23 protein-coding genes are annotated in these 22,584 nt (G+C 36.5%); 11 read left to right on the forward strand and 12 right to left on the reverse strand.

The features are described from left to right. Nucleotides 1-276: 276 nt before the first annotated feature. The 5 genes from ACIQ7N_RS21450 to ACIQ7N_RS21470 form a co-directional block, all read right to left on the reverse strand. Nucleotides 277-423, reverse strand: a complete 147-nt coding sequence (locus tag ACIQ7N_RS21450) for a hypothetical protein (RefSeq protein ID WP_402936047.1) — start codon at nt 421-423, stop codon at nt 277-279. A gap of 510 nt (nt 424-933) precedes the next feature. Then, a complete protein-coding gene (locus ACIQ7N_RS21455; RefSeq protein ID WP_402936049.1) occupies nt 934-3,135 on the reverse strand; it encodes a peptidoglycan D,D-transpeptidase FtsI family protein in 2,202 nt (733 codons plus the stop codon). A gap of 337 nt (nt 3,136-3,472) precedes the next feature. Continuing rightward, on the reverse strand, nt 3,473-4,078 hold the full coding sequence (locus ACIQ7N_RS21460) for a superoxide dismutase (RefSeq protein WP_402936050.1): 606 nt from the start codon (nt 4,076-4,078) through the stop codon (nt 3,473-3,475). Between the two features lie 266 nt (nt 4,079-4,344). Continuing rightward, entirely contained in the window at nt 4,345-4,833 is a 489-nt protein-coding gene (locus ACIQ7N_RS21465) for a DUF456 domain-containing protein (RefSeq protein ID WP_402936052.1), read from the reverse strand. Between the two features lie 195 nt (nt 4,834-5,028). Continuing rightward, nucleotides 5,029-6,660, reverse strand: coding sequence for a Na/Pi cotransporter family protein (locus ACIQ7N_RS21470; RefSeq protein WP_402936054.1), 1,632 nt, complete (start codon nt 6,658-6,660; stop codon nt 5,029-5,031). A gap of 195 nt (nt 6,661-6,855) precedes the next feature. On the opposite strand from ACIQ7N_RS21470, the gene ACIQ7N_RS21475 reads away from it, so the two are divergent. The 4 genes from ACIQ7N_RS21475 to ACIQ7N_RS21490 all read left to right on the forward strand — a co-directional run bounded on the left by ACIQ7N_RS21475 (nt 6,856) and on the right by ACIQ7N_RS21490 (nt 9,567). After that, the gene (locus tag ACIQ7N_RS21475) at nt 6,856-7,374 is read left to right on the forward strand and encodes a DUF1189 family protein (RefSeq protein WP_402936056.1); all 519 of its coding nucleotides are present in this window, start codon (nt 6,856-6,858) and stop codon (nt 7,372-7,374) included. Between the two features lie 52 nt (nt 7,375-7,426). Continuing rightward, nucleotides 7,427-7,771 (forward strand): hypothetical protein, encoded by a 345-nt coding sequence (locus ACIQ7N_RS21480; RefSeq protein ID WP_402936058.1) that lies wholly within the window; start codon nt 7,427-7,429, stop codon nt 7,769-7,771. Between the two features lie 95 nt (nt 7,772-7,866). After that, nucleotides 7,867-8,982, forward strand: coding sequence for a flavodoxin-dependent (E)-4-hydroxy-3-methylbut-2-enyl-diphosphate synthase (gene ispG / locus ACIQ7N_RS21485; protein ID WP_132356763.1), 1,116 nt, complete (start codon nt 7,867-7,869; stop codon nt 8,980-8,982). Between the two features lie 12 nt (nt 8,983-8,994). Further along, the gene (locus ACIQ7N_RS21490) at nt 8,995-9,567 is read left to right on the forward strand and encodes a 5' nucleotidase, NT5C type (protein WP_248716508.1); all 573 of its coding nucleotides are present in this window, start codon (nt 8,995-8,997) and stop codon (nt 9,565-9,567) included. A gap of 44 nt (nt 9,568-9,611) precedes the next feature. Here ACIQ7N_RS21490 and ACIQ7N_RS21495 read toward each other — a convergent pair whose 3' ends face one another. Next, nucleotides 9,612-9,740: a hypothetical protein gene (locus tag ACIQ7N_RS21495; protein ID WP_256469430.1), complete on the reverse strand. Its 129-nt coding sequence runs from the start codon at nt 9,738-9,740 to the stop codon at nt 9,612-9,614. A gap of 198 nt (nt 9,741-9,938) precedes the next feature. Between ACIQ7N_RS21495 and ACIQ7N_RS21500 the strand changes: the two genes are divergently transcribed. Then, a complete protein-coding gene (locus tag ACIQ7N_RS21500; RefSeq protein WP_402936079.1) occupies nt 9,939-10,424 on the forward strand; it encodes a hypothetical protein in 486 nt (161 codons plus the stop codon). Nucleotides 10,425-10,603: 179 nt separating this feature from the next. Here the strand turns inward: ACIQ7N_RS21500 and ACIQ7N_RS21505 are convergent, their stop codons facing one another. Next, the gene (locus ACIQ7N_RS21505; RefSeq protein WP_402936060.1) at nt 10,604-11,182 is read right to left on the reverse strand and encodes a YdcF family protein; all 579 of its coding nucleotides are present in this window, start codon (nt 11,180-11,182) and stop codon (nt 10,604-10,606) included. 837 nt (nt 11,183-12,019) lie between these two features. On the opposite strand from ACIQ7N_RS21505, the gene ACIQ7N_RS21510 reads away from it, so the two are divergent. The 4 genes from ACIQ7N_RS21510 (at nt 12,020) to ACIQ7N_RS21525 (ending at nt 14,949) form a co-directional block, all read left to right on the forward strand. Then, entirely contained in the window at nt 12,020-12,403 is a 384-nt protein-coding gene (locus tag ACIQ7N_RS21510) for a MerR family transcriptional regulator (protein ID WP_402936081.1), read from the forward strand. Nucleotides 12,404-12,435: 32 nt separating this feature from the next. Then, nucleotides 12,436-13,773 (forward strand): hemolysin family protein, encoded by a 1,338-nt coding sequence (locus tag ACIQ7N_RS21515; protein WP_402936062.1) that lies wholly within the window; start codon nt 12,436-12,438, stop codon nt 13,771-13,773. A gap of 158 nt (nt 13,774-13,931) precedes the next feature. Beyond that, the gene (locus tag ACIQ7N_RS21520) at nt 13,932-14,336 is read left to right on the forward strand and encodes a hypothetical protein (RefSeq protein ID WP_400936335.1); all 405 of its coding nucleotides are present in this window, start codon (nt 13,932-13,934) and stop codon (nt 14,334-14,336) included. Between the two features lie 163 nt (nt 14,337-14,499). Then, the gene (locus ACIQ7N_RS21525) at nt 14,500-14,949 is read left to right on the forward strand and encodes a helix-turn-helix transcriptional regulator (protein WP_248716512.1); all 450 of its coding nucleotides are present in this window, start codon (nt 14,500-14,502) and stop codon (nt 14,947-14,949) included. On the opposite strand, the gene ACIQ7N_RS21530 is transcribed toward ACIQ7N_RS21525, so the two are convergent. Beyond that, nucleotides 14,950-15,102: a hypothetical protein gene (locus tag ACIQ7N_RS21530; RefSeq protein WP_402936065.1), complete on the reverse strand. Its 153-nt coding sequence runs from the start codon at nt 15,100-15,102 to the stop codon at nt 14,950-14,952. A gap of 251 nt (nt 15,103-15,353) precedes the next feature. Between ACIQ7N_RS21530 and ACIQ7N_RS21535 the strand changes: the two genes are divergently transcribed. Further along, complete coding sequence (locus ACIQ7N_RS21535) at nt 15,354-16,088, forward strand: metallophosphoesterase (RefSeq protein WP_402936067.1); 735 nt, start codon at nt 15,354-15,356, stop codon at nt 16,086-16,088. A gap of 37 nt (nt 16,089-16,125) precedes the next feature. On the opposite strand, the gene cyoE is transcribed toward ACIQ7N_RS21535, so the two are convergent. Then, the gene (cyoE, locus tag ACIQ7N_RS21540; protein ID WP_402936069.1) at nt 16,126-17,064 is read right to left on the reverse strand and encodes a heme o synthase; all 939 of its coding nucleotides are present in this window, start codon (nt 17,062-17,064) and stop codon (nt 16,126-16,128) included. A 489-nt stretch (nt 17,065-17,553) separates the two neighbouring features. On the opposite strand from cyoE, the gene proC reads away from it, so the two are divergent. Beyond that, on the forward strand, nt 17,554-18,354 hold the full coding sequence (proC, locus tag ACIQ7N_RS21545) for a pyrroline-5-carboxylate reductase (RefSeq protein WP_402936071.1): 801 nt from the start codon (nt 17,554-17,556) through the stop codon (nt 18,352-18,354). A gap of 62 nt (nt 18,355-18,416) precedes the next feature. Here the strand turns inward: proC and ACIQ7N_RS21550 are convergent, their stop codons facing one another. The 3 genes from ACIQ7N_RS21550 to ACIQ7N_RS21560 form a co-directional block, all read right to left on the reverse strand. Then, nucleotides 18,417-19,070 carry an alpha/beta hydrolase gene (locus ACIQ7N_RS21550; RefSeq protein WP_402936073.1) on the reverse strand — a complete coding sequence of 218 codons (654 nt, stop codon included), beginning with the start codon at nt 19,068-19,070 and terminating at the stop codon, nt 18,417-18,419. 241 nt (nt 19,071-19,311) lie between these two features. Next, nucleotides 19,312-19,869 (reverse strand): hypothetical protein, encoded by a 558-nt coding sequence (locus ACIQ7N_RS21555; protein ID WP_402936075.1) that lies wholly within the window; start codon nt 19,867-19,869, stop codon nt 19,312-19,314. Nucleotides 19,870-20,040: 171 nt separating this feature from the next. Then, complete coding sequence (locus tag ACIQ7N_RS21560; protein WP_402936077.1) at nt 20,041-22,221, reverse strand: bifunctional diguanylate cyclase/phosphodiesterase; 2,181 nt, start codon at nt 22,219-22,221, stop codon at nt 20,041-20,043. Nucleotides 22,222-22,584 lie beyond the last annotated feature (363 nt).

The raw sequence follows: 22,584 nt of genomic DNA on the forward strand, positions 1-22,584 counted from the left end.
CGCTCGGATTTCTTTCCGTCGCTTCGACTCTTCCTTCCGTCGCTCTGGCTCTACTTTCCATCGCTTTGACTCTTCCTTCCGTCGCTCGGATTTCTTTCCGTCACTTCGACTCTTCCTTCCGTCACTCTGGCTCTACTTTCCATCGCTTTGACTTTTCCTTCCGTCACTTGGCCCCTACTTTCCGTCGCTTTGACTCTTCCTTCCATAGCTCGGATTTCTTTCCGTCGCTTTGACTTTTCCTTCCGTCGCTCGGATTTATAGGGAATCGCTGCTTTATTATCCGACAGATGTCATGAGGCGAGAGGCGATATATTGACTCTTGGTTGTCACTACGAAATGCCCTTCAAAGCCAAAAACTGCAGTAACTTCCATTTCCATTAATTCTTGGATGTCAGATAGGCTCATTTGTTTTACAATAGGCATAGGGCATTCACCTCATTCAGTATGGTTTAGTTTAGACGCTACCATTATATCGAATTTGGGGAGGTGCCCGTTTTTTATTGTTTTAGAACCCTTGATACTAAAGGGATTTAATTTATGAAATTAGCTCATATAGTAAAAACATAAACGATACATGTAAGAACGATAATCTTAACTATGTATCTTAGGTATTAGGTATCTGTATACAGAAGTTTTCATAACCATTTTTCAGTTTACATTCTAAATAGATAGTAGCTTTTTTAACATTGTATGTAACGAAAATATCCTCTTTTACCAATCGACAGTTTTGTTAAACTGACACACGTTTACTAAACTTTTATTATCCATTTGAATCCCCTTTCGTACGAGGTCGGTTGACCAGACCTGAAATCATTGTACGGCTGGGATTTTTTTCTTGTCCATAGCTAGAGGCTCTTTAGAACCCCTCGCATAGCAAGGGTTTTCAAAAGATACAAAAAACCGCTAGGCATATAAATACGCTAGCGGTTTCTCTTATTTTTGCTCATCTTCACCAATTTTGTCTTTTGAAATAGCTGGTAAAATTGGTTGCTTCACATTACTATCTGTCACTTTTTCAGCATTATATTTTGCTTTTAACTCAAAATATTTGTCTAAAGCATCGCGAGCGATAATGTTATTATTCGGCAAATGCTCACGACCTGTTGTTGCCCACGGAATGACAACAGCATAGGCAATTTCAGGGTTTTCATAAGGAGCAAAACCAACATGTGTAAAAGTAAGTGTATCCGTACCATAATACTCTTTTAACGGTCCGAAATACACTACCTCAGCTGTTCCTGTTTTCCCTGCTGCAGTATATGGAGTATTTGCAAATTGAGCTCGCGCAGTACCTTGCGAACCTGTATAAACTCGGCGTAATCCTTTTTTTACATAATCAATTTCTTCTGTAGGATTATCGATACGATTTAAAATTGTTGGACCTATTTCAGTCACTAATTGACCTAAATGTTGCCCATCATTTGATGGCTCACGTACCTCTTTCACAATATGTGGCTGAATACGATAGCCGCCATTTGCAACAGTTGAAATATACTGTACCAATTGTAAAGGTGTATACGTATCATATTGTCCAATCGCTAAGTCGAGTGTTTTACCACCCATCGTTGGACCAGATGGACCCTGTACACCACTAAATTCATTCGGCAAGTCAATACCTGTTTTTACACCTAAGCCAAATTGCGCATAATTATTACGCATTTTCGAGAATGTATCGTCTTTTAAGCGAAGTGGCATCTTATAGCTATACGGTGTTCCATTAATAAGCATAGCAATTTTAAACATATAAACATTTGACGAACGTTCTAGAGCTGTTAAATCATTCATCGTAATATAACCACTTTGGTTAAAAATTGACTTTTTTGTAGGTGTTCCAGCTAATACAATAGGTTCATCTCCCATTGTAGTACCCATTGAAACAACTCCTTGATTATAACCAGTAAGAAGAGTTGCTGCCTTAACTGCTGACCCCGCCTCATAAGCTGTTGTAAATGTGCCATATGAATAATCGACCACTTCATTTTTCCCTGTTTCAGGATTTTTCTCAATCTTCTTACCAACATTTGCTAAAATATCACCTGTATTCGGGTCCATCATTACTAAGAAGGCACGATCAAGTAAATACGAACCGCCTTGGGATTTTAATTTAAGCAATTCCCGCTCAACAATTTTTTCAGTTTCTAATTGTAGCTCACTATCAAGTGTCAGTTTTAAATCTTTACCAGGCTCGCCTTCATAAGTCGTAACCGTATCGACTACCTGCCCTTTTTTATTCGTAATATTTTTAACAACTGACTTTTGTCCTTGCAGTAAATCTTCATATTGCGCTTCAATATAACTTTCACCAACACGGTCATTTCGTGAATAATCACGAGCTAAATAATAATTTAGCTTTTCTTTTGGAATCCCTTTTGCTGGTACTGTTGTGCGTCCTAAAATAGCGAGTGAGGATAATTTCAAACGCTTCCAGTCAGTTGTTGTGTTAACGCCCGGTAATTGAGTCAAACGCTCAGAGACACGCGCAAATTCATCGGCGGATACATTTTCACTCTTAATAATTTGCGGTGATAAATTGTATCCGGATGCCATCTCTCGATAGATTGCTAGTACTTCTAAGTCCTTATCTGTCAATTGTAATAATTCTTCGTTTGTAATTCGTTCACGAACAAGTTTATCTATTTGTGCATTGATTTGACTTTCCGTTACATTTTCTTGTGCCCTAATTTTCTTTTTTTCTTTATCTGTTACTTTTTCATAGGCAGCTTTTTTATTTTTTATAATCCAAAAATCTTGTTTGTCACGTAATGTAACACGTTTCGTTGGCTGCTCAATCAATTGTGCCAGCTTTTCGGCTATGTCTACCATTTCCTTTGTTGTTGTCGTCGACATTTTTGTATACGTAATGGCATTTTCCGGTTGGTTATCCACTAAAATACGGCCATATCGATCATACATACGTCCCCTTGGCACACTTGTATTGACAGCTACCTCCTCTTTACGCTCTAATTCGCGTACATAATCTTCCCCTTTTACAATTTGCATATAGCCAAGTCTAAAAATTAGCATTGAAAATACTAGAAATATAGCAAAGAAAAGGACATTCATACGAAATGTTAAATTAGAGTGATGTTTTGCTTTAACACTCGTCGCGCGATTTTTTCCCGGTGCTTTGCGCATATGTATTCCCCTCCTCATCTAATTACAATTTAAATACACGATATTTAGTTTACCATTCGAAGGTACGACAGGAAAGCATGCACTTGAGAATTAATGATGGAAAACATCATTTATTTGACGGCACTTAAAGATAAAAAGTTTCTGTTTTTTTAACGATTGCTAGAAAAATAGTTTTTTATTGTGGGGTGAGCACTCCAAAGTTCGGGCAATAGTTCCCTTCCCTTCAGCCCAACTGGCGTATTGGGGCATTTACCTCCAACTTATATTAAAAAAGCAGCAAAAAAGGCTATGCCTCGGTGACTTATCACCTTTGACATAGCCTTTTAATAAAGATTAATTATTTTGCAGCTTGGAATTTAGCTTCTACTACATCCCAGTTTACTACGTTCCAGAATGCACCGATGTAATCTGGACGACGGTTTTGGTAGTTTAAGTAGTAAGCATGCTCCCAAACGTCTAAGCCTAGGATTGGCGTTTTACCTTCCATAACTGGAGAGTCTTGGTTTGGAGTAGATGTAACAGCAACTGAGTCACCATCAAGGATTAACCAAGCCCAGCCTGAACCGAAGCGAGTTGTAGCAGCTTTTGCAAATTCTTCTTTGAATGCATCGAAAGAACCGAATTTAGCATCGATTGCTTTTGCAACTTCGCCAACTGGAGTTTTTGAACCGCCTGGAGCGATTACTTCCCAGAATAATGAGTGGTTAGCATGTCCACCACCGTTGTTACGTACAGCAGTTTGTTTGTCAGCTGGAAGAGCATCAATGTTTGCGATAAGATCGTTAATGTCTTTTTCAGCAAATTCAGTGCCTTCTACTGCCGCGTTTAAGTTTGTTACATAAGTATTGTGGTGTTTAGAATGGTGAATTTCCATTGTTTTTGCATCGATATGTGGTTCTAATGCGTCATAAGCGTAAGTTAATTGTGGTAATTCGTAAGCCATTGTTAAGTTCCTCCCTAAAATAAAGAAATAATTAATACATTCTTAGATTATCAAAATTGGTCAAACCATTCAACGAAAAATACTTCAAATTAAAGATTTCAGCCTTTTGACTGAAAAGCCAATACGTTTACTATACTACCCTGTTGTTTTAGCAATTATGCCTCGGCATAATTGCATCCGGAATTGGAAAGGAGTGACATCCACCGCAGGCTTTAATTTCTCTCAACGGATGTTTGGACACCAGCTGAAAGAATTTAAATTGCTAACTATAGGAGGAAAACCGCTATAAAGAACACGACAATCATAACGATTTGAATGACTGCTTTTGCGATTGTTGATGTTAAGAAGCCAACAAGAGAGCCAACACCGCTTTTCACAGCCTCTTTGAATGTACGACGCTCCACGATTAATTCTGCAATCACAGCTCCTAAAAATGGACCGATTAGTATACCTACTACCGGAATGACGAACGGTCCAATTAATAAACCAATGGTACTCCCCCACATACCAGCATTTGAACCACCAAATTTTTTAATACCAAAGGCATTTGCTACAGAATCAGCAATAAATAAAATGACAACAAATAGTATTTCAGTCGCCCAGAACAACCAGCTTAGCTCCGCAAATGAAAAAAATAATCCATATACTAAAAAACCACCGATTAAAAAAATCACACCTGGAATTATCGGGTATACCAATCCAACGAATGAAATGATAAAGCAGGCAATCACTAAGATCCAACCAACAACTTCCATGAAAATTCTCTCCTTTTATCGTGCATTGCCTATTTTACGGATTTACAAAGCTATAGGTTTCAGTTATTTTCGTTTGTATCGTACGTGCAACTTCAGCTACAGATGTTTTCTGTAGCGAAAGCGCAGCGTCAGCTACAAATCTTCCCTGTAGCGAAAGCGCAGCGTCAGCTACAATGACGTCAAGGCGCAATTGATCTAATGTCTAATTCCTAAAATAGAGTCAGCTATATTTACAGCATGGTCTCCTATTCGTTCTAAATTACTAATAATATCCGTATAGACGATTCCCGCCGCTCCATTACATTCATACGTATTTAAGCGCGCAATATGCTTTTGTCTTAGCTTATCTTCCATATCATCTATCAAGCTTTCGAGCTCCGTTACTTCCTGCGCCAAGCTCAAACTAGCTGTATCCAGAGCCGCTATGCTCTTTCGTACAGCTTCAATCGCCAAGCTAAACATGCCTATTAAATCTTGTCGCGCTGACTTACTTAAACTTACCTCATGATGATCTTTATATTGTAAAAGCTCTAAAATATTTTCAAAATGATCGCCAATACGTTCAATGTCTCGTACATTTGTTAGAAGTGTATGGTGTCTTACTGAGTCTGCTCGAGAAAGTGGCTGCTTAGACACCATCACTAAATAATTCGTGATTTCCTTGTCTAAATGATTGAGCGCTACTTCTAATTGTAAAACTGTAGGAATATGAGCAGTTTCGCCTGTTTTCATATATAAAAATGTTTCTTCTAAACCATGCAGTGCATGTTCCCCCATACGTAACACTTCCTCCTTCGCTTGCCCGAGTGCAATCGCCGGAGAGGAATCAATGAATGATGGATCTAAATGCTTCGTTGTCACATCAATATTTCCATCATGCCCAGGAACTAGCTTTGTGACAAGTGCAGCCAACCCTCCGATAAATGGCAGCTGAATCATCATATTAATTATGTTAAAAGAGCCATGCGCAATCGCTATTTGCATTTTAGCTTCTAAATGGAATAGCCCACTAATCCACTGTACGTAATGCATAAAGGGTGTAAAGAACACCATGAAAATGATCGTACCTATAATATTAAATAACACATGTGCCGCCGCTGCACGTTTAGCATATATAGAAGCACCCAGTGAAGCTAATACTGCTGTAATGGTCGTTCCTATATTTTCACCAAATAAAATAGGTAAAGCACTATCTAAGCCAATCAAATGCTCAGCATATAAGCCCTGTAGCACACCGACAGTTGCTGTTGAGCTTTGGACAAGCAATGTAAAAACTGCCCCTAGAAAAATCCCTACAATGGGCAGATTCTTTAGTTGAAGGGTTAATGATGCTAGATCCGCTAATTGATGGAGTGACTGCATGCTTGCACTCATTAACTCTAATCCTAAAAATAATCCCCCGAAGCCAAACAATATTTGCCCGATATACTGATACGTCGCTTTCTTAAAGAAAAATAACAACCCTGCACCTATTGCCAATAACGGATAAAAATATATGCCGATATTAATACCAATAATAAAAGCGGTTATGGTCGTTCCAATATTTGCCCCCATAATGACACCGATTGCTTGACGTAATGTTAAAAAACCTGCACTCACTAGCCCAACCGTAATCACCGTCGTTGCAGAGCTCGACTGGATACAAATCGTCACAATTATGCCCACTAACACGCCCATTAAAGGATTTGTTGTAAAACGATTCAACCATTCACGCAGTCGATCATCTGCTGATTTTTGAAGCCCATCCCCCATAAATTTAATGGAAAATAAAAAGACTCCTAAACCGCCTAAAAATTGAAACAGTATGCTTTGCCAATCTATTGTCAATTGTATTCGCTCCAATTCCTACATCTCTACTTCTCTATTCCTAATCTTTAAATGATAGTATAGAAAAAGTAAAGAAAACCTTTAACTTCTTTACACAATATTAACATTTCATTATCGTATTCTCAGTTATTATTTCTTATTTCATATCTTGTCAAAGTTGAACATGGTAGAATAGCGATTGGAGGAGATATGCTTATGAAACACTCACAACTATTTATCGATAGCTTAATTCATCCAAAAAAACTTGCTGCCTATCGTTTATTACCGATTGGAAAGGTCATTCAATATACCTTTCTTCTAATTACTGTTGTTACAGTTTTCTCTTTTGGTCGTTTTACGGCTGGAATGTCTGTTGATGCATTTGATATGAATAGTTTAAATGGTATTACTGAATACATAGAAGACGTTAAATGGGTATTGTATCCCGTGACATTCATTATGCTTTTTGTTTTTACAACGATGCTTATTTTTGCACAAATTGCTCTCTATGCCGTAGCAGGTCTACTGATTTTAAAAGTCATGAAGCGTCGCGGTGAATACCGTCACATTTGGCGTACTACGACATTTGCCATGACTTGGGCAATTCTAATAAGTATGCTAGCAGATTATCTACCGATTAACAGTACAATTATCTCTATTTTTTCTTTATTTCTAACTGTGACTCTACTAATCGTAGCCATCACAAAGTATCCAAAACAACCAATCAAAAAATAATGTGCATGAATCCCCTCTCTTCTAAATATAGTGTAGAAAAGGAGGGGATTTTTTGCGTGCTTTTGTGTTAACAGCTATCATTATTATTTTTGCTTTTGTTATAAAAGTAGATTTAACAGAAGGTTCATTACATCTTGCTGCCATTTATCCGAAAGATACTGACAAAGCCCTTTGTGAAAAGCAGCGAGAGCCAAATTATATTACTGTACAGACTATTCAAGGCGATTCGATTCACAGTTTATTTGCACTTCATCCCGCCAAAGTACCAATGACCTTCCCTGAACGCTTGCAACTATTTTATGAATTAAATCCACATTTACAATTACAGACTCTTGTTCCTGATGAAAATATTAAGCTTCCTCTGTCATTTGAATTAGAAAACAAATGCGGAAAATGAAAAGTTAACGTTTCTTCCTTGTCCTTATTTTCTTACACTGCTAAAATAAATGTCAGTGACGGTCGAAAGTATGGCCCGAAAAGGAGAGAAAGTTAATGAGTGAAATTTGTCACCGTACAAATACACGTCCCGTGCGTGTCGGTAATTTAACAATAGGTGGTAGTAATGAATTATTCATTCAAAGTATGTGTACAACAAAAACACATGATGTTGAAGCAACAGTTGCAGAAATTCTTCGTCTTGAGGAAGCAGGCTGTCAAATCGTTCGCGTCGCAGTACCAGATGAACGTGCAGCTGATGCGATAGCAGATATTAAAAAACGTATTAATATTCCATTAGTAGCTGATATTCACTTTGACTATAAATTAGCATTAAAAGCAATTGAAAATGGTATCGATAAAGTTCGTATTAACCCAGGTAATATTGGGCGTAAGGAAAAAGTAGAAGCTGTTGTTAATGCAGCTAAGGCTAAAGGTATTCCTATCCGTATCGGGGTAAACGCTGGTTCATTAGAGCGTCATATTTTAGAAAAATATGGTTACCCTACTGCAGACGGTATGGTAGAATCTGCCCTTCACCATATTAAAATTTTGGAAGACTTGGACTTCCACGATATTATCGTATCGATGAAGGCATCAGACGTAAATCTAGCGATTGAGGCCTATGAGAAAGCGGCTAAAGCCTTTAATTATCCTCTGCATTTAGGAATTACTGAATCAGGTACATTATTTGCGGGTACTGTAAAATCAGCGGCTGGCCTTGGCGCAATCCTATCAAAAGGTATTGGTAATACGTTACGTATTTCACTATCTGCAGACCCTGTCGAAGAAGTGAAAGTAGCACGTGAGCTATTAAAATCATTCGGTCTCGCTTCTAATATGGCAACACTTATTTCTTGCCCAACTTGTGGTCGTATCGAAATTGATTTAATTTCAATTGCCAATGAAGTAGAAGAATATATTTCGACACTTAATGTACCATTAAAAGTAGCTGTTCTTGGTTGTGCGGTAAACGGTCCTGGTGAAGCACGTGAAGCCGATATCGGTATTGCTGGTGCTCGTGGTGAAGGTTTACTATTTATGAAGGGCAAAACTGTTCGTAAAGTGCCTGAAGAAACAATGGTAGAAGAGTTGAAAAAAGAAATCGATAAATTAGCAGCTGAAATGGCAGAAAAACGTGCTGCTGAAGAAGCAGCAAAAGCGAACGCCTAAGGAGGTGCTAGTATGAAAAAGCCTCGCTTTGGTATTGATATCGATGGAACAGTAACATGTCCTAGTACTCTCATTCCACATATTAATAAACAATACAATATAAATATTACACTCGACGATGTGTGCGAATATGATTTTTTATCAGCATTTCCTCATCCTGTTGATCGTGTAGCATTTAATACATGGTTTAAAGAAAATGAACCATTTATGTATGAAGTTTCTGAGGCAGCAAAAGATGCGAAAGATATTTTAAATACGTGGAAAGAAAACTACGAACTTTATTACATCTCTGCTCGTGGTGAGAATGTATCAGATGTTACGGTAAATTGGTTTAAATCACAATCTATTCCGTATGATCATATCGAGCTTATCGGTAGTCATGATAAAATTTCCGTAGCAAAAAAACATGGTGTAGATGCATTTTTTGAAGATAAGCATGATAATGCGGTTATGCTTGCAGAGGAATTAAAAATACCGGTTGTATTATTTGACACTCCGTATAATCGTCTTGCTGTTCCGGACAATGTTGTACGTGTTTATAACTGGCAAGAAGCCAACCATTTTATCACAAATTATTTTAAATAAACAAAATGGAGTCGTGTTCATGTATTGAACACGACTCTTCTTCTTTATACATCAAGTATCCCTCGTAACCAACGCTCCACAAAATTTTCAAAGGTAATGCCATAATTTTCATAAACAGCATGGTAAACAAAATAAGTTCCTAATCGCTCAAGTAATTCATCATTAATCTTCATCACAAACCGCTCCCTTCCCTTAGTTTTTTCACTGAATTTTCAGATACTTAAACTTCCAATTTCTCGAATATTCTAGCGGAGTTCGCATAGTTGCAAAACCGTCACAATCTGCCGCCTCCATGCCCTTTTTTCATAGTTTTCTTTTCGTTAATATAGTAGTATCAACTTACAAAACTGGAGGGACTACTTGTGAGATGGATGACAAAGGTAGCTTGTATAACATGTCTTTGCGCGTTGCTCACTGGCTGTGGTAATCGATTATCAGAAATTAAAGACGCGGTTTCAGGCATAAATTCAGCAGCAGAAAATGCAGCCAGTGCAGTTAGTCGTGATGTACATGCTGTACGAGCAATTGCCATTAACTATAAAGATACATCTTTTACGGTTAATGACCTATTTAAAACTATTTTACGTGACGTACGCTGGGATTATGACGCTGAAAAAAGTGAGCTTCATGTGAGAGGCACTTGGAAAGCACCACTATTTTCTGAGCAACCGTGGGATGATACGAAGAAAAAACAACTAGCAGAAACAGGTGTAGTAAAGGTAACATGCACTATAAACAACAATAAAATTGATAGCGCTCTCACAAATGTAACACTTATTTTTAATGACGAAACAATTCTAGAAATGACTGGCGAGGACGCTCTTCATCATCTATATGATACATATTTACAAAAATAAGCTCCGTAGCCTTTAAACAAGGCTGTTCTTTCAAAGATTGTTTAAAAAAAAGGCAGATTTAATCTACAAAACGTCTAGATTAAATTCTGTCTTTTTGTTCTAATATATCGCAAATCGAAAATTGTTTGTTTAATTGTTAGTGTTATTGACTAGTTACAGCTTGTTCTAAGGCTGTGATGCTAGGTGAGGATATGTATTTTTTCTAAATAATACTTCACGATAGCTAAATATTCTCTAAAGTAGTACTTAATACGAAATTCTGATGGTGTTGCAGCTGGTAAGCCGGTAACGTTAAGTCCTAAATCTTCAGCAATGGATTCGGCTCGATATAGATGGAATCGGTTAGTTACAACTACAACTGTGGAATCTTTGTCTATGTAATCCATTGAATACTGAAAATTTTCAAGAGTACGAGTAGAATTGGATTCGGTGATGATTCGTTGTTCATCAATACCTAATTGCATTAATGATTCTTTAATTACAGAAGCTTCAGACACAATTTCGTCCTGTCCCTGACCACCAGAAGCGATTGCCATTGTATTTTCGTTTTCTTTTAAGTAGGCAGCTGCGGTCGTAATGCGCTCGAACAGCAGACTAGACGGTTGATCCCCCGATAATCGTGTACCTAAAATAATGAGGTAATCTGCATTTTCTATCGCAGTATTTTTGCCTTGAGACACGATAAGTAAGTGTAGGCACAGAAAAAAAACAAGTACTACCGCGAGCAATATAGTGATGAGTTTGAATACTTTCTTCATAATAACCTCCATATTCACTGTAACGATTGACATTATGTAAATTATCGGTAGCAAATTTTAATATATGAGCTTGTTTTTTTATTTTTTCTAAAAGATCGTTGCTATTACTACATTTAAATAGTCTGTGAAATAAATATAAAACGACTGTTAATACGCTCATAATAAAAAATTGTATTGTTGATGTCCAAAATATAAATAGAACATCTGCACCTAAAATAATCTCGCCCGGTGGCAGTTCTTTAGAGGGCGAAGGAAATAAAATTATCTATAGGTACAATGACAAAAGAAGAATAAGAAGTTGCAAAAGAATCGAATCATTTAAAAGACACATGAGCAAAAAATAACAATGTATGCGATAGATACTATTGCATACATTTTTTTCATACTCTACGATTAAATTCATACAACACATTATCCTCTCCTTTTAATCTTAATAATCCAATCTATAGTAAGACGAACGGAATGATGTGATGTTCCAATTTTTCTTCACCTAACCGGCAAGTGAAAAAAACAATTTTAAACAAACAAAGAATTGCGACTGAGTGCTTTCCCGAGACGTCCGACGAACACCAAGGAGTCGCCTTAGCCTCACTCCAACCACTTTTAATTTCTAGCGAAAACGAAACTTCAGTAACAATTTTTTGTGCGAAAGAACAGCAACAGTAGATGTACAAGCGTCTATTCGATGTTCTTGAGCAAATAAGCCCCTCTACCAAAAAAATCTTACAATTTTGAAATATCGGACTCTCCTAATTGAAACTTTCAAAACCAACAAGTTATAATAAAAGTATCACGTGATGGTTTGGAGGTGTTTGCATTGGGACAGAGAGATTAAAAATTGGCGAGCTTGCAGAAAAAACAGGCATTACAAAAAGAACAATCGACTATTATACAAACATCGGCTTATTAGAAGCCGAACGTTCTGCATCCAATTATCGCTACTATGCTCCTGCAATGATCGAAAGACTTCAGTATATCGAGCAACGCAAACGGCAAGGTCTTTCACTTATTGATATCCAACATGAACTAAACATCGCTCCACATGAAGAAATTGATGTACAAATGCTACGTGTAAAAATGCAAGACCTAGAGCAGGATGTAACTTCTTTACTTGAACAAATAAACAAACAAGACAACAAAAATATTGAAAAAATCAAAAAAAATGTTTCACCCGAAAGCATTGCACTCATGCAATCTTTACTGTTACTTATTCATAATTAGGAGGTGACGTTCTGTTCATACAGAACGACTATTTGGAGACCATACTCAACTTATCGATTTTTACAATTTTATTAGCATTAACTGGCTTTTTCGTAGCAACGGAGTTTGCTATTGTAAAAGTACGTTCATCAAGGCTTGACCAATTAATTGCGGAGGGCAATAAAAAAGCCGTATCTGCAAAGTATGTTGTCAATCATTTAGACGAGTACTTATCTGCCTGTCAACTTGGTATTACTGTAACAGCGCTTGGTATCGGGATGGTCGGAGAAAAAACATTTGAATTTATGCTCCACCCTCTATTTAACTTGATAGGCATTTCAGATAAGTATATGACGATTTTTACAATTGGTAGTGCTTTTGCCATCGCAACATTTTTACATGTTGTCGTCGGTGAGTTGGCACCAAAAACTGCTGCGATTCAAAAGGCTGAATTGATTACACTCCATTTTGCCAAACCTATTATGTTGTTTTATAAAGTGATGTATCCATTTATTTGGTTCTTAAACGGCTCAGCTCGAGTATTAATTGGCCTATTTGGTATGAAGCCTGCTTCAGAGCATGAGTTATCACATTCAGAGGAAGAATTACGATTACTGCTATCTGAAAGCTTTGAAAGTGGTGAAATCAATAAAACAGAGCTAAAGTTTGTGAATAATGTCTTTGAATTTGATGAACGTATTGCTCGTGAAATTATGGTTCCTCGAACAGAGATTGTTGGCATTGAAAAAAATGAATCTTTTACAAATATGATTCATTTTATCGCCGCTGAAAATTATACTCGTTATCCTGTTTATGATGGTGATCGTGATAATATTTTAGGCTTTATCAACGTTAAGGAATTGTTTACACACTGTTTGCTTGAGCAACTTACAGATGATTCATTAATCCTTGAAGATTTCATTAATCCTGTTATACGAGTCATTGAAACGATTCCTATTCAAGCATTACTTGTGCGTATGCAAAAAGAGCGCATTCATATGGCTATTTTAATGGATGAATACGGCGGGACATCAGGGCTTGTAACCGTCGAGGATATTTTAGAAGAAATAGTAGGTGAGATTCGCGATGAGTTTGATGATGATGAAATTGCAGAAATCCGAAAAGTAAGTGACAATCACTATATTTTAAACGCAAAAATGCTCATTGAGGATGTTGAAAAACTATTAAATGTAACACTTGAAGCAGATGAAGTCGAAACATTGGGCGGTTGGTTTTTAACAGTAAATAATGGCATTAAAGCAACTAAAAATATTGAGTTGGCCCCTTATATATTTAGTATTTATGAGCAGCAAGGCCATCGTATTCATTACATCGAAGTTCGTCCCCTTCGCAATATAGTGCCTACTGTATTAGAGGCCTATTCTGACTGATATGGTTTTCTTAATAGTTTATAACAATTTTATCTCCATAGGATCGTTCAAATGGGACCATTTTAGTTTTTCCAAATACTTTTTTCTTATTCCATTATTAGGCATATCCATATATAATAAATATATGGATATGATTCTATTTTCAGGGGGCAATACATATGAAATTGTTTAAACTATATCATTCGGATGGTATTCATATCATTACCGACGTCAAAAAACACAAAACTAACATTGAATTAAAAACAATTACAGGTGAAGTATTATATATTATCGTAGTAACCGATGAAAACTACACAGTATACGATGATCGTTTTGCTGGTGCTTCCAAGCAATTAAATTCAGTGGAGGCATTTGATATTGACGGAAACTTCCGTAGCCTAGATTTTGATAATATGCGTTTACTCTTCAAAGAGGCATTTACGAAGCTATTACAAGAGATTGCAGAATGTGTCAATGAAAATGATAAGCTCGTAGATATTGATACACTACGTCATAAAGTAAGCGCTCAAATTAAAGGTATCCATTTCCGCGTTATTTCTGACACGAAAAAATACGAGATTTAAATATTTAACAGACTGTCCAATAAATTGCGGATAGTCTGTTTTTACGATTCAAATAGTCAGCATTTTCCCCATTATTTAACTATAGTCACCCTCGTAACAAAAAACATCTCCTACCACTTTCATGTATAATGGTATTTGATGATCTGAAAGAAAGGGTGTTTGGATGAATCGTGAACAATTAATCACACTTATTTCGGAAAAACTGAAATTAATCCGTACCGAAAAAGATTTAACACAGGATCAGATGAGTGATTTACTAGGACTTTCTAAAAAAACACTTGTTCAAATTGAAAAAGGTCGTATTTATACTGGCTGGACTACAACGGTGGCAGTTTGTGCATTATGCAGAGAAAGCTCCATTTTACAGCATGAGCTTGGCGGGGACCCACTTGAGGTTGTCGACTTAATCGCTAATAACGGAACATTATATCCTAAGGAAAAGACGATGGGTGGATACATATGGTGGAAAAATCTTAGCGAGTACAAAGGTTATCGTCTACAACAAAATGTCATTAGTCAGCATTTTCGAATTTTAGATACAAACAACTATCGACTACTATCAACATTCGACGAGTCAATAGCTAGGCAATCATGGGAAAATTTCCGAGAATAATTATTGTACTGTATTCGCACATAACGTAGAAGCATTACATCCAAATACCTCTACGTTATGCGCAGAAGTACTAGGATCCTGCCAATACTGCCAGTGATGGCGCTCGTTTTCTTCAATATTCATCTCCTGTTTTGTTGTACTACTATCTTGCATTCTCACTCTCTCCTCTCCTAGTTCTACTATAATATAATAGCAAATTCTCTCCCTTCGTTATTCCAGACCTAGACGAATGAATACAGTAATGAAATCACTTCGTCATATGATAAAGTATAACTAGAAACCGATAGTATGGCGTAATAACATGACAACTAAACTTCTGGTTAAAAGTTTCATTAGTCGAAATTTCTAACACTATTCTCTATACTAAATAATAACTTCTCTAATACTGGAAAGGATGCTCTTTTATGGATCGAATACTAGCAATTAGTGATATACATGGGGAATTAGAACTTTTTGAAGAATTATTATTAAAAGCTAATTATGATACTGTGCAAGATCAGTTATTTTTACTTGGTGATTATATTGATCGTGGGCCTGCATCTTGTGGTGTTTTAAACTTAGTCGGAGAATTGCAAGCACAAGGTGCACGTGTGCTATTAGGAAATCATGAAGCCATTATGCTAAAAGCCTGTCGCTCTGGCGAACCTAAGCCATGGAATCATTGGGTGGAACTTTGCGGTGGTGAGGCAACTCTTGCAAGCTATGGTTATCAGTTAGAAGATTTTAAGGAAGTCATTGAAAATGAGACATTACCTAGCTTTATTCAATCTATACCCAAACTCGAAGAACATTTACAGCTTATCGAAACCTTTGATACTTATATCGAATTAGAAGATGCCATTTTTGTACATGGCGGTGTAGTTCCTGGCCTAGCTTTAGCAGAAACAGATCCCTGGCAATTTTTATGGATTCGTGAAGAGTTTCATGTAGGTTATCAAGGTGAAAAAACTGTAATCTTTGGCCATACACCTACCTATAGACTTCACCATAATCCAACAGATTACAGTGTCTATTTTGGCGAAAATAATATCATTGGTATAGATGGTGGAGCTGTTTTTGGAGGGCAATTACACGCATTAGAATGGCCAAGTCATCAAATAATATCAGTGGAAAAGGAAAAGCCAACAAGTGTAGAATAACCTGTTGGCTTTTCGTGCTAAAATGAAGCTAAAAGTTTTAATACAATTTAAAAATAACACCTACTAAAGAGTACACAATCACTGTTGTAAATAAAATTGTCATATGGATAAGTGAGAAAACAAACATTTTTGTCGCCCACTTTATTTGATCTTTATTACTATGATATCCGTAAATACTCATCACAAGCCATGCAATGCTTAGCAATAGAGCAACAAGCATAATACCAACACTTAAAGTGCCAAATAAAAAGCTTGATAATATCAATAAGATTAAATAAAAGTTCGATTGATAATAAGTACGACGCATTCCTTTCACAACCGGAAGCATTGGAACACCGGCTGCTTCGTAATCAGCATGCTTACGAATGGCAATGGCATAGAAATGAGGCATCTGCCAAATAACCATAACTAAAAATAGGCCAAGTATCGCAGGATGTGTAATATCAGAAGAAACAGCTGCCCAACCAATTAAAGCAGGGACCGCCCCTCCTACACTCCCTATTTCCGTATTATAAATCGTGCGACGTTTTGTCCACATTGTATAAGGTACTACATATAAAAATACCCCTAAGAGACCAAATCCTGCAGCTAATGGTGAAGCAAGTGCCAACAAAGCTGCCCCGAGAATAAGCATAGCAAAAGCTAAAGTTAACGCTGTTTTAGCTGACATTTCACCAGTTACAGTTGGTCGACTTTGCGTACGAGGCATTATAGCATCAATGTCTCGGTCATACACATTATTAAATGTTCCAGCAGCACCAATAACGAGCGCTGAGCCAATCGTTGCGAAAATAATTTCAGGTATATTCTCTACAAAAGTCATTTTATTTTTGTACATACCTAGCGTTAAACCAGCCCACATAGGAATTAAATTGGATTTAATGATCCCTGTTTTTACTGTCTGCGCTAAAATAGACGAGCGCGAGGACTTCTTGGAAGATTGTAGTTTATGCTCCGTTTTTAGATTTTGTTCCATTCATCTTAATTCCTTTTCTCTCTTAATTTCTACACGCTTTACCATTAGAAAGCGACAAATTTTGCATGCGATTAATTATGCGTCCGGAATCTGCCTTTGTGCTTGCACTAAAAACTCCTTGCCGATCCTTGATATCTTCAGCGGATTTTGGCACTTACACCCGCATTTATCACCATCTATAGGATGCTACAAAAAACATTTGTAACTGCCGATTTCGCTGAAATAAGTTAGACATATCAAATTATTATTCTACCTCTTTTAGATAGAGTCTGTCTCAATGTTCACATAAAGTACATGATTTTCTTACTCTTTATATTCTACCTAAAGAACATAGAGATACACGTTCATTCACAACATCTTCTATGATACCACCGACTGACATGAATTTGAACCTAATTGGCTTGATTCTTTGCATATTACTATTCAAGTAAAACAATCTACTCTATACTAAGGTGTATGCTTTTAACTATATAAAGGAGTGTCTATCACGTGAAATACGGATTTATCGGCCTTGGAAATATGACAACGGCCATTATTAAAGGAATGTGTAAAAGCGGAGATTTTAATCCTACTTTTATTTATGGCTATAATCGTACCAAAGCAAAAACAACAAAATTAACAACCTCTTACGGTATTCAAGCCGCAAGCTCTATTGAAGATATTATGTCGAATTGTGACGTCATTATCCTCGGTGTCAAACCCCAAATGTTACCAGATGTTTTACCAGAGGTGAAAAAGCATTTACAAGACAACCATGTCATTGTTTCCATTGCTGCAGGTAAAAATATTTCATATTTTCAGGGTTATCTATCTGAAGTTACCCCCATTATTCGTGTAATGCCAAACATTAATGCACTTATCGGTGCCTCTACAAGCTGCTTTACAGCAAGTGAACAAGTATCAGATATGCAGCTACAGTCTGTCATTTCACTGTTTGAAACAGTTGGTACAATTATCGAGGTCCCTGAACACCTATTTTCCATATTTACAACGATCGGTGGTGCTTCACCAGCATTCACCTATATGTATATTGACGCGTTAGCACGTGCTGCTGTTCGTGAAGGAATGCCCAAAAGCATGGCTCTTGATATTGCAGCAAATGCAGTACTCGGCAGTGCCAAAATGATAATACAATCTCAGGAACATCCCTGGGCACTTGTAGATCAGGTATGCTCACCAGGAGGAACAACTATTCAAGGTGTATCCTCATTACAAAGCAATCATTTTGAAACAACGATTCACGATGCAGTCGCTGCAGTGACTAACAAAGATCGAAGCTTATCAAAATAGAGCTTGATTGATTTACTAAAAAAAACAAAACCGAGACATCATTCGTGTCTCGGCTTTTTAGTTCATTGAAGATTATCTTGTAATTGCTGTGCTAAAAATTCAGTTAGGTCACGTAGATTTTCTGGTGTAACACCGTGACCGTCTGGATACTGCTTAAATGTCACAGTAGCTCCAAATTGCTCAAATAGTTCTTTACTTTCAGCGCCCCATTGCGACGGGATGACATAATCATAATCTCCATGAGAAATAAATGCATGTAAGTGATTGATTGGGCGAATTGCATATTCCTCTGTCACGAATTTTGGCGTGTAGCCACTTAAAGCTACTATTCCTGTAATTAAATTACCCATTGCAAAAGCAAGTGACTGTACCAAAACTGCTCCTTGACTGAATCCAAGCATGTACACTTTATGTGGATCAATTTGATATTCATCAATTGCCTCTAACACAAATCGTTGTAGAGCCACTAATACTTTATCGAAAATTTCACGGTCTGGTTTACCGATGTCTTGGATTGTGAAAAAAGCATAGCCAGGCTTTTGCGTAATAGGTCCTCGTAAACTAAAGATATGACATTGCTCTTTAAAGTCCTGCACTAATTGTGGTAAATCATCTTCATTGCTTCCCATACCATGCAATAAAAAAATCGCTGGATATTTTCTATTTGGATTCATATTCGTTGGTTGTGTATGTTTAAATGTAAATGGTGTATTCATGCAAAAATTCCTTTCAGGTGAACTTAGTGTCACCTTATTATACTGCAAAAAATAGTTAGACAAAAACAGGATTGCTTCGTTATCATAAATAGTTTTGGGATCTACGAGCAGACACTTGGAACACAATGTTTTTATGTACGAAATCGTCATAATAGAACGTGTTCTTTATCAGTTCACTCAATGTACTGCGATCGACTTATATACATGACAACTAATATCTCAACTTTTGTAATGAGTCATATTATAGTAATTTTGTTTTATTTATAATCCCGTCAGTGTGATAAGCAATATAGCCATTAATTATACGAATCGTTTCTTGTGGATCTGCGTTAAATAGCACTTTTGATTGCTCTGGAGTTGAGACAAGTACCGTTAATAAATCTATGCGCATGGAATGTCCAGCAGAGCTATAAGCATAATCGTAAACAATATCTTCCTCTGTCACATTGTCTGTCTTATACTGCTTATGAAACAATTCTTTAGCGGCATCCATTTGTTCTGCAACTTGCTGACGAATTCGCATTTGATGCATCAATAGTTCTTCTTCAAGTACAGTGGTCTTTAACCATTCTTTCTTTTCGAGCATCTTCAAAAATTCCTTTTCCCAAATTTGCTCATTTTCAGTAAAATACAGCATATTCATCATTAACATATCCCAAAAATCAATTTGAGACTGTGCTGATTTACGCTGCATCTCTATTACTTCTTTAAAGTGCTTCTCAACCTTCGTAATATTCATATTGCGCACTAAATGATTACATACATTTTCAATAAATTTATTTGCCACTTCTTGTGCCATGAAAAAACCCGTCCTTTATGTCTACAAATCATTTCTTCACTATCATACCATGATTGTAGAATAGAAAGAAACGGGTAGTGTATAGGTCTGCCATGTAGGCTCTCATACTTTTTCAAGCAAACTAAAAAACATCCTCGCCAAAAGATGAAACAAGGATGTTGTATGAACATTTTATACTTCAGATGTAGAAATTGAATTTAAAATAAACTTTGCATTTTTGTGAAGCGTTTGATAGTTCTCCTGAAATACATGTGGAGGTACAGGTTTACTGAATAAGAAGCCCTGTACAGTATCACATTTACCGTCTAATAGATAAGTCAGCTGTTCTATCTCTTCTATTCCTTCTGCAACTACCTTTAACTGTAGATGCTTTGCCATAGAGAGAATCATGTCAACTAATGCTTTATCTGTAGAGTTCGAATGTATTTTCTGAACGAAAGATCGATCAATTTTTAAACAATCTATAGGAAAATCCTTTAAATAAGATAATGATGAATAGCCTGTCCCAAAATCGTCTACTGCAATCGTAACCCCAAGCGCCCTCAATTTTTGTAAAATCGTCGTCATATGATCTATATTGATGGTCATACTCTCTGTTATCTCTAGCTGCAAATATTTCGGCTCTAATTGTGTTTTCTCAAGAACATGATGAATTATCTCAACTAAATTTTGCTGAAAAAGTTGACCTAATGACAGATTGACCGCTACTTTAATCGGTGGCAATCCCGCTGCCTCCCATTCCTTTACTTGTTGACAGGCTGTTTCTAGTACCCATTGTCCGATAGGAATAATTAATCCCGATTCCTCAGCAATTGGGATAAAGACTCCCGGCGAAATCCACCCCTTCTTTGGATGCTGCCATCTGACTAAAGCCTCTACTGACTTAATTTGGCCCGTATGTAAATCTAGTTGTGGTTGATAGTCTAAAAAAAGCTCTTGATTCGCTAGTGCATCATGTAAATCATTTTCTAATAAAAGTTGCTCCGTCGTCTTTTTAGATATTGAGGACTCATAAAAGCGTAGACGAGTTGGAGATTTCTGCGCTTCATGCATAGCATAGAGTGCAAATCTAACAAGTTCCTCTTCCCTATAAGAATCTGTTGGAAATAAAGCAACACCAATATTTAATTGACTATTGAGAGAAAAATGTTGTATTTGGAATGATTCTTCCATGACATATTGAAGCTGCTGACTAAGCTGTGTCAATTGATGGGTATTATTCACCTCATCAATATAAACGACAAAATAATCTTCTCTCAGCAAGCACAGTAAATACTTCTCTGGTAAAACATTTTTCAATCTTTGCGCGATTAGACATATCATTTGGTCTGCATATGTACTACCTAAAGACGCTTTAATCGCAGAAATTCTTTCTATACCGATCGCAAGAATTGCCTTTTGGGATTTAGATATGTATAAATCCTTCTTTAATGATTCCATTAAAAAACGTTCATTTGGTAAATTCGTAATCTCATTATGGTAAGCCATATGATGCATCTTTTCGCGAGATTTTTCTAAATGCTCTTGTGTATCAACTAACTGCTGAAAAGGTTTTTCGATAGATGAAAAATAAATAGCTCTAAATAAAAGATAAGAAGCACCTAACTCAAAAATATGTCCAATGAAGTTTTTAATATCATAAACATCTTGATAAATTGTATAAAGAAAATCGCTCATGATTAAATAAATGGAACTACATAATAATAAAAATATAATTTTAGGTGCTTTCTTAAAATTTTTAAGTAATAGAACCATAATCACCAACTGAAGCGCAACAGCTGTATATTGTAAAATATTTTTTAAATCAGTTGGACCTTCACCTTCCATTATAAGTGGGGGCAAAATTGGCGTTGGACCATAGAGAACGCCAAAACAACAAGTGATTATGGCAAATGGCAAGCTATAAATAAACCAACGATAACTTGATTTTATTTCCTTTTCCTTTACAAAAAAAATAATGAGAAAACCAATCGATAATAGTAATCGACAAAACATGTAAAACCATGTTGATGCATACGGCGTACTTTCTGTAATAAAAAATGGCATTCCTTTATAGGAAAGTGCATGCGCCATTTCTAATAAGCTAATCGTTAAAAATAATGCCCCAATATAGAGCACTCTGTTCGATAAAATATACGGCGTAATTAACCATGTCTGAATGGAAATAGACATTGTCACTACAGTTATGAGCATTTCCATCATTAAATGAATCGTTACATAATTGTTCTCTCCAAATATCCCATAAAATTTATCGCTACCCAAACCCATTACGATTATTAAAATCATTGATAATAGGATGAATTGATTACCTTGCTTCACAAATGAAAAATCCTCATTAAATTTCCACATCATAACTCCCTTCTAAAGCTCTAAATAATTTCCTCCATCTACTGCTTTATAGATGACTTTAGGATAATTATACTATAAAACTATTATGAAGTATTGACTTTTTAACCAAAAAGGAGAATAAAAATTCAGGACTAAAAATAAAATTAAGGGAAACTTTAATCAGTAGGGGGGTTCTTCATCCTACACTATTTATTAAATCTGGGCTTATCGCTACAAAAAAAAGATGCCTCAGCTTTTGAGGGCACTGAAAAAGTCTATATCTTCTCACATTGCGAGGTATTTAACGAGTAAATCGTTGAATACCTCGCTTTTTTCATTTGGCACTGTGACTCTACTGTTGTTTTCCGAAGCATTCCGCTCGCTTTC

Origin of the sequence: Lysinibacillus sp. NPDC095746 (genome assembly GCF_044763535.1) — a bacterium.
Taxonomy (GTDB): Bacteria; Bacillota; Bacilli; order Bacillales_A; family Planococcaceae; genus Lysinibacillus.

What these genes read in the sequence shown, in the direction of transcription:
- ACIQ7N_RS21525 (WP_248716512.1), top strand. Translation starts at nt 14,500, where the DNA reads ATGAATCGTGAACAATTAATCACACTTATTTCGGAAAAACTGAAATTA.
- ACIQ7N_RS21500 (WP_402936079.1), top strand. Translation starts at nt 9,939, where the DNA reads ATGACAAAGGTAGCTTGTATAACATGTCTTTGCGCGTTGCTCACTGGC.
- ACIQ7N_RS21455 (WP_402936049.1), bottom strand. Translation starts at nt 3,135, where the DNA reads ATGCGCAAAGCACCGGGAAAAAATCGCGCGACGAGTGTTAAAGCAAAA.
- ACIQ7N_RS21495 (WP_256469430.1), bottom strand. Translation starts at nt 9,740, where the DNA reads ATGAAGATTAATGATGAATTACTTGAGCGATTAGGAACTTATTTTGTT.
- ACIQ7N_RS21475 (WP_402936056.1), top strand. Translation starts at nt 6,856, where the DNA reads ATGAAACACTCACAACTATTTATCGATAGCTTAATTCATCCAAAAAAA.
- cyoE (WP_402936069.1), bottom strand. Translation starts at nt 17,064, where the DNA reads ATGGAACAAAATCTAAAAACGGAGCATAAACTACAATCTTCCAAGAAG.
- ACIQ7N_RS21520 (WP_400936335.1), top strand. Translation starts at nt 13,932, where the DNA reads ATGAAATTGTTTAAACTATATCATTCGGATGGTATTCATATCATTACC.
- ACIQ7N_RS21560 (WP_402936077.1), bottom strand. Translation starts at nt 22,221, where the DNA reads ATGATGTGGAAATTTAATGAGGATTTTTCATTTGTGAAGCAAGGTAAT.
- ACIQ7N_RS21490 (WP_248716508.1), top strand. Translation starts at nt 8,995, where the DNA reads ATGAAAAAGCCTCGCTTTGGTATTGATATCGATGGAACAGTAACATGT.
- ACIQ7N_RS21555 (WP_402936075.1), bottom strand. Translation starts at nt 19,869, where the DNA reads ATGGCACAAGAAGTGGCAAATAAATTTATTGAAAATGTATGTAATCAT.
- ACIQ7N_RS21450 (WP_402936047.1), bottom strand. Translation starts at nt 423, where the DNA reads ATGCCTATTGTAAAACAAATGAGCCTATCTGACATCCAAGAATTAATG.
- ispG (WP_132356763.1), top strand. Translation starts at nt 7,867, where the DNA reads ATGAGTGAAATTTGTCACCGTACAAATACACGTCCCGTGCGTGTCGGT.
- ACIQ7N_RS21550 (WP_402936073.1), bottom strand. Translation starts at nt 19,070, where the DNA reads ATGAATACACCATTTACATTTAAACATACACAACCAACGAATATGAAT.
- ACIQ7N_RS21460 (WP_402936050.1), bottom strand. Translation starts at nt 4,078, where the DNA reads ATGGCTTACGAATTACCACAATTAACTTACGCTTATGACGCATTAGAA.
- ACIQ7N_RS21535 (WP_402936067.1), top strand. Translation starts at nt 15,354, where the DNA reads ATGGATCGAATACTAGCAATTAGTGATATACATGGGGAATTAGAACTT.
- ACIQ7N_RS21530 (WP_402936065.1), bottom strand. Translation starts at nt 15,102, where the DNA reads ATGCAAGATAGTAGTACAACAAAACAGGAGATGAATATTGAAGAAAAC.
- ACIQ7N_RS21465 (WP_402936052.1), bottom strand. Translation starts at nt 4,833, where the DNA reads ATGGAAGTTGTTGGTTGGATCTTAGTGATTGCCTGCTTTATCATTTCA.
- ACIQ7N_RS21505 (WP_402936060.1), bottom strand. Translation starts at nt 11,182, where the DNA reads ATGAAGAAAGTATTCAAACTCATCACTATATTGCTCGCGGTAGTACTT.